A 14685-nucleotide genomic window follows, 5' to 3' on the forward strand; every position below is an offset into this window, starting at 1 on the left:
GTGCCTAGTTCTGATGTTTTGAGCAGTTGATTTGAAAAAGGATAGAACAATGGTGGAGTTGAAGAAGCACTTGGAGGGTCTTCGAAAGAAGTTCGGCGACAGTACGGAATTCTTTGATCCCCGCTTCCGGCGCGTGGCAGAGAAAATCTTCAAAGGCGGCACCCGCGCCGCTCCCTATTCGGGTGTTTCGACCTTCGCGGGCCTGCCCTATAAGGAGGTCAATTTCGCGGCTCCCGATTTTGGAGATCTCCAGGTCGCAGCAGTTGGCATCCCGATGGATCTCGGTGTCAGCAATCGACCCGGCTCGCGATTTGGCCCCAGGGCCGTACGTAGCATCGAGCGAATTGGACCGTACAACCACGTGCTCGACTGCGCCCCGGCATACGATCTGCGTGCAGCCGACATTGGCGACATTCCATTCAGCAGCCGCTACCGCCTGGAACAGTGCCACGAGAATATCGAGGCCGCGATCAGCAAGATTGTGTCAGCAGGTGTCATCCCACTCTCCGTCGGGGGGGACCACTCGATCACGCATCCAATTCTAAGGGCAGTCGGGGCAAAGGAGCCTGTTGGGCTGATCCATATCGACGCCCACTGCGATACCGGAGGCCCGTTCGATCAGACCAAGTTCCATCACGGCGGTCCAATGCGCAATGCAGTCCTGGACGGCGTCCTTGACCCAACTCGCACCATACAGATCGGCATTCGCGGTCCCTCGGAATACCTGTGGGAGTTCTCCTATGAATCTGGCATGACGGTCATCCATGCGGAGAAGGTGAGCGGCATGGGCATCCCCTCGATCATCGAGAAGGCGCGGCAGATCGTCGGGGATGGCCCGACCTACCTTTCCTTCGATGTCGACAGCCTCGATCCAGCCTTTGCGCCCGGCACCGGGACACCGGAGATTGGCGGTCTCACCACGCGCGAAGCACTGGAACTGTTGCGCGGTCTCAAGGGCCTCAACTTCGTGGGTGGCGATGTCGTCGAGGTGGCCCCGCAATATGACAGCACCACCAACACCGCGCAGGCAGGCGCACAAGTACTCTTCGAAATCTTGAGCCTACTAGTATTCAGCCCGGCACTCACCGCCCAGAAGTAACAACTGCCGCAGGCCCCATCCGCACTACCAGCGTTGGCCGCCCCAACACCGCAACGGCGGCGCGCATCGCGCGCCGCCCCTCGTGACGGTGCGCGGCTGCCGACATCGCCGCACTATTCATTCGCCCGGCACCTCACGATCTCGTCCCCATTGAAAGCAGATTCATGCTTTCGCAACACGCATTTAGCATTGCAACAGCCCCTCGAGATTTGAACTCAGAGCTTGGTTTTGGGATTCTGTGCCGATCACAGAAGGTCTTCAGCGACACTATAGTCCGAGCAACGCAAGATGCAGGCTGATGCCGCGATCTTCGATTTGAACGAACTGCATGGAGGAGCGAGTGACGACGAAATTGATGACATGCTTACTGGCGGGTCTGGCGTTGGCAAGTTGCACACCTACCCAACAGGGCGCGGGGATAGGCGCGGCGACGGGTGCCGTGGTTGGCGGCGCTATCACGAATGATGTGCGTGGTGCAGCTGTTGGCGCTGCCATTGGTGGAGCATCGGGCGCCGTTATCGGCAACGTTGCTGGTCGGCCTGGACAGTGCGAGTTTCGAGATCGCAATGGTAGGCGCTACATTGCCGCCTGCCCGCGCTGACTGACCGGTAACGAAAGAGCGCCGCCGTCCGCGTCATTCGGACCGACCGGCTGCGCGCCAATCCCGACGGCGCTCTCATGAGGCTTCGCAGTCCCGCTAACATCACATTTACTCATTTAAAATGTGAGATATGGCGCATAATACATTGACTATATTTATGATTTTAGCGCGCTGCACTGGAAGGTTGATGTTAATCACGATCGAGGGCAGCAGTGGCTGATCGATAGGGTATCGAGCGACACTTGATGCAAAAGCGCGCGAACTCGTCACTCACCCACTCTCATGCGACGTGCCAAACCAAGCTCATTGATCACCCCTTGTCGGAAGACACCGGTTCAATTGGAGGCAAGACATGGCCACTGCCAATGCCGCATCAAAGACGACGATGCAAAGGTTTCTCGACGGCGTCGAGAAGGTGGGAAACATGGTGCCCCATCCGGTCATCATTTTTTTGATCCTGATCGGCATTGTCATCGTCCTTTCGGCCATTCTGGGTGCTTTCGGGGCGGCGGTCACCTACGAGCGCATTAATCCTGACACGCACGAGATCGAACAGGCGTCGACCGCCATCCGAAGCCTGCTGAATGTCGAGGGCATTCGCTTTCTCTATTCATCGCTGATCCCCAACTTCATGAGCTTTACGGCCGTAGGGTTGATGATCGCAGCCATGATCGGGGCTGGTGTAGCGGAAGAATCCGGCCTGGTAACTGCGCTAATCCGCAAGCTGGTGATTGTTTCACCGAGTTGGGCATTGACCTATATCCTTGCTTTCGTCGGCATTCTCGCCAGCATCGCGGCCGATGCCGGTTATCTTGTACTGATCCCCCTCGCCGGCGTTGCCTACCTGGCGGTTGGACGTCACCCGCTGGCGGGACTTGCACTCGGCTTTGCTGCTGTGGCCGGGGCATTCACGGTCAACATGCTCATCAAACCACTCGACGCCGTGCTCGTGGAGTTCACGAACGACGCGGCACATCTGGTTGATCCGGCAAGGTCAATTGGTCTGGCATCTAACGTCTGGTTTTCAATTGCCTCGGTGCTCTTCCTGACGGTCGTGATTGCGTTCATCACCGATCGCATGATCGCGCCGCGGCTGGGAACCTATGACCCCGCCTCTGCAGAAGGCGGCGTGCAGTCCCAGGGAGCGACGCTGTCGGAACAAGAATCGCGCGGCTTGCGGTTCGCACTGTTCGGCCTGATCGGCCTTCTTGTGGTCTTTCTGCTTCTGACGGTTCCAAGCGGTGCGCCATTGCGCAATCCAGAGACGGGCGAACTCATAGGCAATTCCCCGTTTATGAACGGCCTGATTGCTCTCATCATGCTGGTCTTCCTGGTAACCGGTTGGACCTATGGCATCGGTGCCGGCACGCTGAAAACGCTCGCCGAGGTCATCGCGGCGATCGAAAAGTCGATCAAGAACATGGGCGGGACCATCTTCCTATTCTTCGTCCTCAGCCAGTTCGTCGCCTATTTCACCTATACCAATATCGGCACGGTCATGGCGCTCAGCCTTTCGGGCGCGCTGCAGGCGGCCAACATTGGCGCGCTCCCGCTACTGATCGGGTTTATCGTCGTGGTCGCAATCATTGACCTTCTATTGACGGGCGCCATCGCAAAATGGGCGATCTTTGCTCCGGTCTTCGTTCCGCTTTTGATGAAGCTCGGCGTAGAGCCAGAAGCGGTGCTGGCTGCCTACCGTGTCGGTGACTCACCTATGAATGCGATCACCCCTCTCAACGCCTATTTCGCGCTCGTCGTCGGCTTCGCCCAGAAGTACGACAAATCGGCCGGCGTCGGCACTATCGTGTCGTTGATGCTTCCATACGTCGTGCTGATGTTCGTACTGTGGACGGCCCTCTTTGCCGTCTGGAAGGCCCTTGGATTGCCATGGGGTCTGTGACGACTTCGGCGACCTTGAACGATTGAACACTCGAACGATCGGATGGACACCATGAGCAACACCGCTATCCCTCTCGACGTCGCCGCCGCAGAAGATCATCTCATGCGGTTCCTATCGGTGGAGGGCGTGACTGGACAGGAGAAAAACATTGGCCTTGCTGTCGTCGACGCCCTGAAGAAAATTGGCGTGCCGGATTCGGCCATTCGTTTCGACGACGCCAACAAGCGCATTCCATTGCCAACCGAGACGGGGAATTTGATCGTGGACATTCCCGGTACACGGGCAGGTCCGCGGCTACTCTTCTCGACACATCTCGACACCGTCCCACTCTGCGCGGGCGCCAAACCACGCCGCGAAGGCGACCGGATCGTGTCCGACGGGACAACCGCCCTTGGAGGCGACGCTCGTACGGGTGTGGCGGTCCTGGTCGTGGTTGCAGAGACCCTCATCAAGAACAAGCTGCCGCACCCCCCGATAACGCTGCTATTTACGGTGCGCGAGGAGAGCGGGCTGCATGGGGCGCGTGAACTCAACCCTGCCGACCTTAACGGAGCGGTGATGTGTGTGAATGTCGATGGCCAAATGGCTTCGGATCTGATCGTTGGTGCGGTCGGTCAGGAGAACTGGGAAGTCGAGATCACCGGGCGTGCCTCGCATGCCGGTGTTGCGCCGGAAAAAGGGATTTCAGCGACGCTCGTCGGTGCGGTCGCGCTGGCTGAGGCAAAGAATAATGGATGGTTCGGCAAGGTCGTCAAGCCGGAGGGGCGTGGCACGAGTAACGTCGGTATTTTCGGTGGCAAGGACAACAAGCCAGCGGGCGATGCGACCAACGTCGTGACCGATTACGCGTTCATAAAGGGCGAGGCGCGCAGCCCCGAGGCAACCTTCGCAACCAAGATCGCCAATGGCTACAAGGAGGCCTTTGCCAAGGCAAAGAGCGAGGTAACGGCCGATGAGGGCGACACGGCTGAAGTCAAATTCAGCCACAAACCATCCTATCCGCCGTTTGAATTGGGCAAGGACACACCGATCGTCAAACGCGCAACAAAAGCGCTCCAGATGCTCGCCATAGAACCCGTCTACGTCTTCTCCAATGGCGGGCTTGACGCCAACTGGCTCGACAAGCACGGCGTTCCGACCATCACCATTGGCGCTGGCCAGGCCGAAATTCACACCATCAAGGAATACGTGAACCTCAAGGAGTACGAAAAGGGCTGCCGTCTCGGTGTCCTGATGGCAACGCTTGAAGATTGATGGCTTTGCGGTCGCACGCACGGGTCACGAAGCGGCAGTACTTCAGCCAGGCTGGATGCAGTCATTCAGGTCCGCATCCAGGTCTCCGACCCAGAAAAGGTCTAAGTCCTCACAGGCCGCAGCCGTAAGCGATGACACGCTGAGGCTCGGCCTGTCTGGTCGACATGGTTTGAAAAGACAAAAGGGGAGCTGGGCGATTGAGTCCAATAGGATACACCGCGGCCATCATTGCCGTTACCGTCGTTTTGTTTGTCTGGAACAAACTGCCGGTTGTCTTTGTGGCCATGTTGACTGCGCTGGCACTATGGGCGACTGGTGTCCTGACACTCGGGCAAGCCCTTGGTGGCTTCGGTGATCCGGCGGTCATCTTCATCGCATCTCTTTTTGTCGTGAGTTCAGGGTTGGAAGTGACCGGTGTCACCGCCTGGGCGGGACAGCTTTTGATCCACGGCGCCGGTGAGGAAAGCCGTGCACGCCTTCTGCTTCTCACCATGGCTCTGGTATCGCTTCTCACCGCACTGATCAGCGTCAACGGCGCCGTCGCAGCATTGCTGCCCGTCGTCGTTGTCATCGCCGTGCGTCTGCGCCGCAATTCGTCGCAGTTATTGATGCCGCTGGTATTTTCTGCACATGCGGGTTCGATGCTGGCGCTGACTGGGACGCCGGTAAACGTCCTGGTGTCGGAGGCCGGTATTGATGCGGGCGTTGGCGGGTTTGGTTTTTTCGAGTTTGCACTTGCCGGCATTCCGCTCTTGGCAGGCACCATGGCAATCATCATTCTGTTTGGAAAACAGCTGCTCCCTGAACGCAACGGCGCCACCATGCCGGCTGACTTTAGCCACCATGCGAAGACACTTGTCGAGCAATACGGCCTCGCTAGCGGCATTTACCAGATGCGCGTGCGGGCGAGCTCTCCTTACGTTGGCAAAGCGTCGGCCTCGGTCGACCTTTCAGCCTTCCAGGGACTACAGCTGGTCGCTGTTCAGGAAGGTGAGACAGCCGGACCGCTGCGCAGGGCAGTCATTGCAGACGGGGATCATCTGATCGTGCGCGGCGACCCAGAGATCGCGGCTGTTTTTGCGGGTGACATGCATCTTGCCTTCCGCGACAACGAGCCGACCGGGCACGGCGAAGAAACATTGTTCAATCGCAGCTCAGGCCTTGCCGAAGTGGTAATACCGCCGCGATCAGGCCTGATCGGAACGACAGTCTTCCCGGGAATGGTCACGGAGAGCGGCGACCTCATCATCCTCGCGGTGCAGCGCGCCGGGGCGGGTATTTCACACGGGAGCATAACCAAGGATGCCGGCGGGATTGTCCTGCAGGCGGGCGATACGATGCTTCTGCAGGGAACCTGGAAGGCGCTTGATGTCCACCTGAACGACCCCGACGTACTGGTTGTCAATTCCCCTGAACTGGTTCGCCGCCAGGCCGTACCCATGGGCCCTGGAGCCCGTCAGGCGGTGATCATCCTGATTGCCATGGTCGTGCTGCTTGCCACCGGGTTTGTTCCGCCTGCGGTGGCCGGTTTGCTTGCCGCCGGAGCGATCATCCTGTCCGGCATCATGAGTGTAGAGCAAGCCTATCGCGCCGTCGGCTGGACAACTGTCATTCTCGTTGGTGCAATGATGCCGCTTTCGACCGCAATGGTTGAAACGGGTGCTGCCAAGCTCATGGCGGAGCATCTTGTAGGCTTCGTTGGGGATGCGGGTCCCATTGCGCTGCTCGCGGGCCTTTTTGTGCTGACGGCTATCATGGGGCAGCTTATCAGCAACACCGCAACAGCATTGATCGTCATCCCGATTGGTGTTGCAGCGGCGACGGCCATGGGGATTTCTCCGCGCCCTGTCCTGATGAGTACGGCGGTTGCCGCCGCTGGCGCGTTCCTGACCCCGATAGCGACGCCGACAAACCTGATGGTGATGGCGCCTGGTGGCTATGCCTTCAACGACTATTGGAAGCTCGGGTTACCCCTGTTGATCTGGTTTTTCGTCGTTTCTGTTTTCATTGTGCCGCTGATCTGGCGCTTTTGAATTCCGGCCGCGGGGCCCTTCGGCCGGCCCTCTGCGCCACTGTTGTTACTGTGACTTCACCAGGCCCGAAAAACCGGCAACGGCCAACAGGCTAAGCGCCCAGCCAATTACCGACTGGAAGAAGTAGTAGTTCAGCGTAAACGTTCCGGTTGGCTTCAAAGAATCTGGCCGCCAATATTCCTTTTGCCCGATGGACGCCACCGGTAGCAAAACATCGAGCGAATACATCAACGCATTGAACTCTGGATAACTTGCGGCTTCTGGCTGATTGCGAAAACACGTCAATTGGTTTTCCCCGACCCCTGCCCTACCGGCCATTTCTACTCCGGCAGATGGCATGAACCGACTTTCGGTTCGCTGAAGGTCGCACATTGTCCATTCCGGTGAGCGCAGCACGACGGGGCTATTTGGCTTCATTGCACCGCTTCCATAGGCGACAGCAAAGACACCGGTGCCGATCGCCCAGAAAAGTGCCATCCAGACAAGCGCCAGAAGAGGTTGGCGCCCATAGCGCAGCGTCACGGCAAGGACAGCATCGACAAGTGCCAGCATGGCTCGCAGTATCGGATTCTTGGCACGCGCCCGCCTTGCGCGCCGTTGCAGTTGATCCTTGGTGATCAGCACGGCACGGGCTTCTTCGTCATGGCCCATTTCCCGAAGCACCTTCGACAACTGCTCGTAGGGCTGTGGCCAGAAATCCGCCTTCCAGCGCTCGGGCGTTTGACGAGAAAGCCAATCCAGACGGCTGGTCGCATCGGCAGGACCACCAATAAATGCACCGTATTGACAACGGTTCAAAAGAAGGTCGCCAGTCTTCGGCCAACTGCTTTGCTCGTCGTCGATCGCACCAATTGTCGTGGCGGTCAGATCGAGCGCGCCCTCAACGGATGCGTTCTGCCGCAAGAAGAATGCACCATCAATCGTGGTGCGGTTGAGCCGCAACGCATAGCCTCCTGGCTCAGAGAGAGAGGCCGATGTGCAATCAACATCACCACCGAAGCGAGCACCGAGCAGGCGGGTCTCGCCGATGACGGTCGTCCCCCGCAGGGCGAGGTCGCCAGCAGCGACGATCCCGTCACCGTTCAAGACAACTTCACCAGGGCGTTCAAGCTTGGCGCCGACCGCGCTGACGTCGCCGCCAAGACGCACCGCTGAAAGGTTGATACCACCACGCACGTCAGCGCCGCGCAATAGAATGCCGCCGCGGGTCTCCAGTCCGTCGGCCTCAATTGCAATCGACCCTGGCGAAACAATCGAGGCACCGTCGGCCTCTATGCTGGCGCCAATGCGCGCGCCCGACAGCCGGATTTCACCGGTCACGATCGCACCCCGCAACGACAGGCAGCCTCGCGCCTCAACTCTATCCGCCTGCAGACCGGGCAAGGCTGAGCCGTCCAAAAAGAGACTATCGATGACAGCAGACCGTAGCACCGGTGAGGCTTCAAAGTGGCAATCCTTGAGGCCGATATCGCGCGGAATGCGGCATCCCTCGAGATCAAGTATACCGGTTATCCATGCCCCACTTAGCCTCATGCCCTTTTCATGTAGGCGGCCGCCATCCTTGTCGAGGATAAGGTAACGCAGGAGATCTGCACGAACGGTTCGCTCGGGATCATCCCGCACCGGACGGAGGCCGTCACCCAGTCTGTCGAAGTCTCCCAAATGCAGATGTGAAACCACCTTTTCCTCAGCAATGCTCAACGGGCTGAAATCAGCAAAGCTTGGCGCGACGGGAACAGCATTTCCTGGCTCAGACGGTTTCTGGCTCATAAAGGTGGCATCCATTTTGAGTCGGTAGGATGCGGGCAGGATCTAGGCGACCGGTAAGCAACCATGGAGGAATGGCATTCCAATTGATCGTCCCTCCTCTATGACACAGGCTCCGGCGGCGCGCCGATGAGGTCGGGACAGACCAGGCCGATTGTACAAGAGCTCAACTGAACGCCACTGGACGCATATGTGGTGCCGGGTCACTTCTCAGCTAAGGCTCATCCCATGTGTTGATTGATTTCGCCGTTTTGTATTCGGGTCAAGTGGTGTCACTGAAATGCGCAGCAATGCCACGGCATATCGGACCGTATGCTTAGTATCTGGACTCAGCGCCGATCACAGCCTGTCGTAGCCGATGCTAAAGTAGCGGCAACACTATGAAAGTTCACGCGGACGACGCGGGAAACGTACGCTTGCATTCCGGAGCTACGACTCAATCATCGAGAAAGTCCGCGCGTATGTCAGACGACCACGCAACACGAACACCGTCTTCAGCGAGATGGCCGCAGGGCCTGCTCTTTCTCGCAGGGTTCCTGTTCGTCATCTGGCAGGTGATCAACGCATCACATCAAGCACCAGTCGTCGCTGTTGGCATCCTGATATCGTTCGTCTTGGCCTTCATTTTCGTACGCCGTGGTAGTGTCTGGCGCATCACCGTGACGCCACGCACGATCTTCCATTTCGCTGTCTACACCGGCGTGTTCCTGGTCGAGCTGGTCAAGGCAAATATCAACATGCTGCGCTATGTCTACTCCCCGCGCATCGATATCCATCCAGGGATCGTTAAGGTCAGAATGCCGCTCAAATCACCGATCGGACGGCTCGTGCTTGCAAACTCTATCGCACTTACGCCTGGTTCGCTCGTGATGGATCTCAGAGGGGATGAGTTGTTCGTCCACTGGCTGGACGTAAAGACCACCGATCCGGAGGAGGCCACCCAGATGATCATCGGACCTTTTGAAAAGCACCTGGAGGCAGTCTTTGGCTGATGTCATCCTGCAGATCGCCGTTGTCCTGATTTTCTTCAGCATCGTCTTCGGTGTACTGCGGCTGATGCTCGGCCCAACGGCCGTCGACCGGATTGTGGCGATCGATATGCTCACGGTCGTCACGATTTCGCTGGTTACGCTCTATGGCCACATATCGGGGCGCTTCGTCTATATCGACGTTGCCCTTGTCTACGGTCTCTTGAGTTTTCTGGCAGTCCTTGCCGTTGCCCGTTTCCTAGAGCGAGGACCTTAACCGCCATGCTTGCGATGCTGATCCTGTTGATGTGCGGCAGCATACTGGTGAGCGGAGTGCTGGCTGTCATACTCAAAAGCCTGATGGCGGCGATGGTCAGCGCCGGTCTGGCAAGCCTTTTTGCGGCTGCGTCCTACGTCCTTTTGGCCGCACCTGATGTCGCCATGGCCGAGGCCGCGATAGGCTCGGGCCTTGCAACGCTGATATTCCTTTACACGATACGCAAAACCAAAGGGGGAGGCGCCGTCGATGAGTGAGCTGATCGGCAGCCTGGTCATTCTCGTTGGAGCTTTTTTTCTTTTCTCGGCCGGTGTTGGGTTGTTGCGCATGCCCGACGTCTTTACGCGCATACAGGCGGGCACAAAGGCGTCAACCCTAGGCAATATTCTGGTTCTTGCCGGCCTTGGTATCTATCACCCCGACTGGTCATTTAAGCTGCTGATCATCGCCTATTTTGTGCTGATGACCAATCCGCTATCGTCACATGCGCTTTCACGGGCGGCGCATTTTGCCCGCACACCGATGGCTGCCTCAACCCTTGTCGATGCACTGCGTGAGGAAGACGAAGGCGCTGGAAAGGGCTCGCCATGAAGCGCCTGTTCAGTCTGATTGCCGTACTGGCATTCGCAGGCATATTTGCTTTGCTCGCCCACGACTATGGTGAACGCCAGACACTCTCAGCGCTCGCTGTGCACTATCTGACCCAGGTGCCGGCTGACCTTGGCGCCCCAAACGTCGTGACCGGAATACTGATCACCTTTCGGGGCTTTGACACACTAGGTGAGGTCGCGGTGCTGTTCATGGTCGCTGCAAGTGTAGGACTGCTTCTGACAAATGAGGCAAGTGGGCAGCCACCCAGCTTTCATGGCGGCGGCGGAAACGAACCGAGTGAGCTCGTCCGCAACGGCGCCGAGGTCGTGCTTCCAATGATCTTTCTGTTCGGCGCCTACGTCATAATGAACGGCCACCTGTCCGCCGGCGGCGGATTCCAGGGCGGTGCAATCGTTGCCTCCGGTGTTATGCTGTTGATGCTTGCCTATCCCTCGGGACCAATCGACCACGGCTTCCTTAGCATAACGGAGTCAGTTGCTGGCGTGTGTTATGTCCTGATCGGTATCTGTGGAATGGTCCTCGGCGCAGGATTCCTCGACAGCCATATTCTGCCACGTGGCAATTTCGGTACGCTGCTCAGCGCCGGTGCGATCCCGCTCATCTCGGCTCTGCTTGGCATCAAGGTCGGAGCGGAACTGAGTGTCATCATCGACCGATTTCGCAGCTAGGTAAGACGGGGGGCGCAATGGGTCTGGCGATATCACAAATACTTTTGGGCACGGGATTTCTCCTCATTCTCATCGGGCTCTGGGGGATGCTGAGGCATCACAATATCCTGCGCATCATCATCGGCTTTTCGCTGATCGATACAGGTATGCATATCGTTCTCGTGGCGACGGGCTATGTGACCGGCGGGACGGCACCAATCATCGATGACGCGCTTTCCGCCTCAGAGGCGGTAACCCGGGCGGTCGATCCCATCCCCGCAGCCCTTGTTGTGACGGCCATTGTCATCGGATTTTCAGTCACCGCGATCATGCTCGCATTTGCAATCCGTCTTCACGCAGCCAGGAAAACCTTGTCGATCAACGCGCTGACGGAGTCTAAATGGTAGACGCCCTGTTCCAGCCGTTGAACATCTTCCTGCTTGGTCTTGGTGGCGGATTTCTTATTCCCCTGCTCTATCGCATCTCAAAGCAGTTGCCGATGGCAGGCTTTGTTGTCGCGCTCCTTGGGATGACGGTCATTTCATGCGTTTGCATGTGGCGTGTTCACGGTAGCGGGTCGACGTTTGAGATTCTGACCGCAGGCACCAGGCCGCCGTTTTCTATCAATCTGCGCTTCGGTCCGTGGGAAGGCTTCTTCTCTGTCTGCGTCAATGTCGTGGCAGTTCTTGGCGCTTGGCATCTATGGGATCGGCTACGATCAACCTACTCGGCCCTTTTGCTCTATCTGATCCTGATCATGGGTATCAATGGCATGGTCATGACACGTGATCTGTTCAACCAGTTTGTCTTTCTGGAGATCATGTCGATTGGCACATATGGTCTGCTTGGACTGGAACGAAACCCGGCAGCGCTCTCGGCCAGCTTCAAATACATAATGGCGACGGTTCTCGCCTCGTCCTTCTTCCTGCTCGGCGCCGGGCTTCTCTACCACGTGACGGGAACGTTGAATATCGACGACATGATTGCCAACCGTGCAGCGATCACTGGCTCAATTGGGGTAACCGCGCTCCTGTTCGTGCTTGCCTGCCTTGTACTTGAGCTAAAGCCATTCCCTGCGAATGGCTGGGGCCTCGACGTCTACGAGACCGCCTCAAGTGGCATCGCGGCGCTTGTCTCCGTCGGGGTGTCGGCCGGCGTATTCTTCGCACTTTTCAAGCTGCTCCCGCTATTTGACGACTATCTGGGCATTCTTGCCGTTTCGGGCGGAACCACCTTCCTTTTTTCCAACCTCCTCGGACTGCGCCAGACAAGCGTACAGCGTATGCTTGGATACTCCTCCATCGGCCAGATGGGGCTCCTAACGCTAGCCCTTGCGCTACTGCATCAACTTGGAGCGGAGCAATCCTTGCCCCTCGTTGTTGGCGGCCTGTTTGTTAACCACCTGCTGGCCAAGGCCGGTCTTTTCTGGCTTGCTGGTATCGTCGAGCGTCCTGAGATATCTAGCTGGTCCGATGTTACTGATAACCGTTTCGTTCTTGCGGTTCTTGCAGTGTGTGTGGTCGCAATTGCTGGCTTGCCGCCCTTTCCCGGCTTCTGGGCGAAATGGGAGCTGGTGATGCAGGCAGCAGCCGGTGGGCGATCTCTCTGGATCGCGGTCATCTTGGTGGGGTCCCTGCTCGAGGCGAGCCTATATGTTCGGTTGGTTCAAGCAGGCAACCCGTTCCGTGCAAGACGGGACAGAGGGTGCCTTTCCTGTACGGGCTTCGACCACAATCAACCTGCGGCCGATGAGGTTCGCACCGGTCGCGGTGGTCGCTGTCCTGCTGTTCGCAAGTGGCTACGCGGCAGCTGCGCTCGCGGGTGCCGTCTCCCTGTGGCTCATAGCTCCACTGTGTGTGGGAGGCGGCCTCCTTCTCCTTGATGGACTTCCCGGGCGGATCAAGTGCACGGCAATGTTGGCGTCCGTGTTGGTGGTTGGACTGCCGACTGTCAACGACATTGGAGGCATACGCCAGCTTTTCGCCGCCCTACTGCTGACTGGTGGCGTCGTCATTGCGTTCGCTGGCTTCTACCGTACTGATTCCAGACGCGGTTTCTATCCAATGATGGCCATCCTACTGCTGTCGATCGGAAGTCTGTTGCGCGCCGAAACGAGCCTCGAGTTTTTCTTTCACTGGGAGATCATTACGCTTTCTTCCTATTTCCTGATCGCGCAACGGCCCGGTGCTCACCCCTACGTACTGCAGTTCCTGCTGTTTTCGCTGGTGTCCGCGTTTTGCCTGCTTGCGGGTTTTGGCAACGCCGCCAACGCTAATGGCAGTACCGCGCTTGCGACCTTTGCCACCGCTGGACCCGATGCTGCGCTGGCTTTCACGTTTCTAGCGATAGGCTTCCTGATAAAGGTGGGTGCGGTTGGCGTCCACGTTTGGCTGCCCGGCGCCTATGCCGAGGCAGACGACGATCTGTCAGCCATGCTTTCGGCCGTTATCAGCAAGGTGGCGGTCTTCGGCCTGTTCATGGTTACCTACCTCGCCATCCGTTCCGACGTCGGGCTCGAGATGGCACATGTCATGGGCTGGATCGGGCTCTTGACCACCATTGCTGGTGCGGTGATGGCGTTTCAACAAAGCGACCTGAAGCGCATGCTTGGCTATTCGAGCATGAGTCAGATCGGCTACATAGTTACAGCTATCGCGTTGATGAGCCATCTCGGCTGGGTCACGGCGTTCTACCTTGTCGCCAACCACTTAATGGTCAAGGGCATCCTCTTTCTGGCGGCTGCCGCCGTCATCTTGCGCACGGGAACACGTCTGTTCGATGAAACTGGGGGCCTCGCGCGCCAGATGCCGATCACCTTTGCTTTGGTCGCTGTCGCGCTTGTCTCCATGTCCGGCCTGCCACCGCTGGCCGGTTTCGGCGGAAAATGGTTGCTCTTGAGTGCGATGGTGGACAGGGGGTGGTATGGCCTTGCTGTCGTTGGCCTGCTCGCAACCTTCATCGGTTTTCTCTATATGTTTCGCTTCATCCATGCGATCTTTCTTGGCGAGGGAAAGCCTGCAACCGAGGTTGTCGAAGAAGCGCCTTTTGCGCTCCTGATGCCTCAGTTGGTGCTCGTTGCTGGTATTCTCGTGTTGTCGTTCTTTCCGAAGCTCTTGATGGACCCGGTCTCTGCGGCGATCGATCCCTATTTTGCCTCGACCTTGGTCTGGCAGGGAATGTCACTTGAGACCATCTACGGCTACTGGAACCCGCTTCCGGTCATGGCGATCAGCGTGGCAGCTGCAGTGCTTCTGCTCGGGTTGTTCTTCTTCGTTTACAGAACGTCAAACCGTCTCGCCATGCCATACAGCACGCTACGATTTTACGCTTTCTACCGATCGGTATTTTCTCCGCTGGTTACGCCGCTTGCGAACTTCGTCTGGGATGGGGTCTGCAATCTGACAATCGCCACGGCCGACGGAGTGCGTCGCATCTACACCGGGAACGGGCAGACATATGCACTCTACGTGCTCTATTATGTTCTTGCACTCTATCTCCTCGCCACCTCACGACTCCTCGCAAGTTGA

The 14685-nt window shown here is 57.9% G+C and carries 14 protein-coding genes; 13 read left to right on the top strand and 1 reads right to left on the bottom strand.

Going from position 1 to position 14685, the window contains the following annotated elements; all coding sequences use genetic code 11:
- The first annotated feature begins 49 nt into the window (after positions 1-49).
- From speB to JNB88_RS25265, 5 genes are all read left to right on the top strand, one after another.
- On the top strand, positions 50-1099 hold the full coding sequence (speB, locus tag JNB88_RS25245) for an agmatinase (protein WP_220357847.1): 1050 nt from the start codon (positions 50-52) through the stop codon (positions 1097-1099).
- A gap of 355 nt (positions 1100-1454) precedes the next feature.
- Positions 1455-1700 (top strand): YMGG-like glycine zipper-containing protein, encoded by a 246-nt coding sequence (locus JNB88_RS25250; protein WP_220357938.1) that lies wholly within the window; start codon positions 1455-1457, stop codon positions 1698-1700.
- Positions 1701-2052: 352 nt separating this feature from the next.
- On the top strand, positions 2053-3600 hold the full coding sequence (locus tag JNB88_RS25255) for an AbgT family transporter (protein ID WP_220357848.1): 1548 nt from the start codon (positions 2053-2055) through the stop codon (positions 3598-3600).
- Between the two features lie 42 nt (positions 3601-3642).
- Positions 3643-4854 (top strand): M20/M25/M40 family metallo-hydrolase, encoded by a 1212-nt coding sequence (locus JNB88_RS25260; RefSeq protein ID WP_220357849.1) that lies wholly within the window; start codon positions 3643-3645, stop codon positions 4852-4854.
- A 197-nt stretch (positions 4855-5051) separates the two neighbouring features.
- Positions 5052-6887, top strand: coding sequence for an SLC13 family permease (locus tag JNB88_RS25265; protein WP_220357850.1), 1836 nt, complete (start codon positions 5052-5054; stop codon positions 6885-6887).
- A gap of 45 nt (positions 6888-6932) precedes the next feature.
- Here JNB88_RS25265 and JNB88_RS25270 read toward each other — a convergent pair whose 3' ends face one another.
- The gene (locus JNB88_RS25270) at positions 6933-8657 is read right to left on the bottom strand and encodes a hypothetical protein (RefSeq protein WP_220357851.1); all 1725 of its coding nucleotides are present in this window, start codon (positions 8655-8657) and stop codon (positions 6933-6935) included.
- Between the two features lie 458 nt (positions 8658-9115).
- Between JNB88_RS25270 and JNB88_RS25275 the strand changes: the two genes are divergently transcribed.
- From JNB88_RS25275 to JNB88_RS33830, 8 genes are read left to right on the top strand one after another with little or no spacing between them, the layout of a single operon-like run.
- A complete protein-coding gene (locus JNB88_RS25275) occupies positions 9116-9646 on the top strand; it encodes a Na+/H+ antiporter subunit E (RefSeq protein WP_220357852.1) in 531 nt (176 codons plus the stop codon).
- Complete coding sequence (locus tag JNB88_RS25280; RefSeq protein WP_220357853.1) at positions 9639-9899, top strand: MrpF/PhaF family protein; 261 nt, start codon at positions 9639-9641, stop codon at positions 9897-9899. The genes JNB88_RS25275 and JNB88_RS25280 overlap by 8 nt, the downstream gene beginning before the upstream one ends.
- Positions 9900-9904: 5 nt before the next feature.
- A complete protein-coding gene (locus JNB88_RS25285) occupies positions 9905-10156 on the top strand; it encodes a hydrogenase subunit MbhD domain-containing protein (protein ID WP_220357854.1) in 252 nt (83 codons plus the stop codon).
- Complete coding sequence (gene mnhG, locus JNB88_RS25290) at positions 10149-10490, top strand: monovalent cation/H(+) antiporter subunit G (RefSeq protein WP_037130149.1); 342 nt, start codon at positions 10149-10151, stop codon at positions 10488-10490. The genes JNB88_RS25285 and mnhG overlap by 8 nt, the downstream gene beginning before the upstream one ends.
- Positions 10487-11179 (top strand): Na(+)/H(+) antiporter subunit B, encoded by a 693-nt coding sequence (locus JNB88_RS25295; protein WP_220357855.1) that lies wholly within the window; start codon positions 10487-10489, stop codon positions 11177-11179. The genes mnhG and JNB88_RS25295 overlap by 4 nt, the downstream gene beginning before the upstream one ends.
- 17 nt (positions 11180-11196) lie before the next feature.
- Entirely contained in the window at positions 11197-11565 is a 369-nt protein-coding gene (locus JNB88_RS25300; RefSeq protein WP_220357856.1) for a sodium:proton antiporter, read from the top strand.
- Positions 11559-13040: a complex I subunit 5 family protein gene (locus JNB88_RS33825; protein ID WP_223217329.1), complete on the top strand. Its 1482-nt coding sequence runs from the start codon at positions 11559-11561 to the stop codon at positions 13038-13040. Before JNB88_RS25300 ends, JNB88_RS33825 begins: the two co-directional genes overlap by 7 nt.
- A 31-nt stretch (positions 13041-13071) precedes the next feature.
- Positions 13072-14685, top strand: a complete 1614-nt coding sequence (locus JNB88_RS33830) for a complex I subunit 5 family protein (RefSeq protein ID WP_223217330.1) — start codon at positions 13072-13074, stop codon at positions 14683-14685.

The organism is Rhizobium cauense (assembly GCF_019511525.1).
GTDB classification, from domain to species: Bacteria; Pseudomonadota; Alphaproteobacteria; order Rhizobiales; family Rhizobiaceae; genus Rhizobium; species Rhizobium cauense.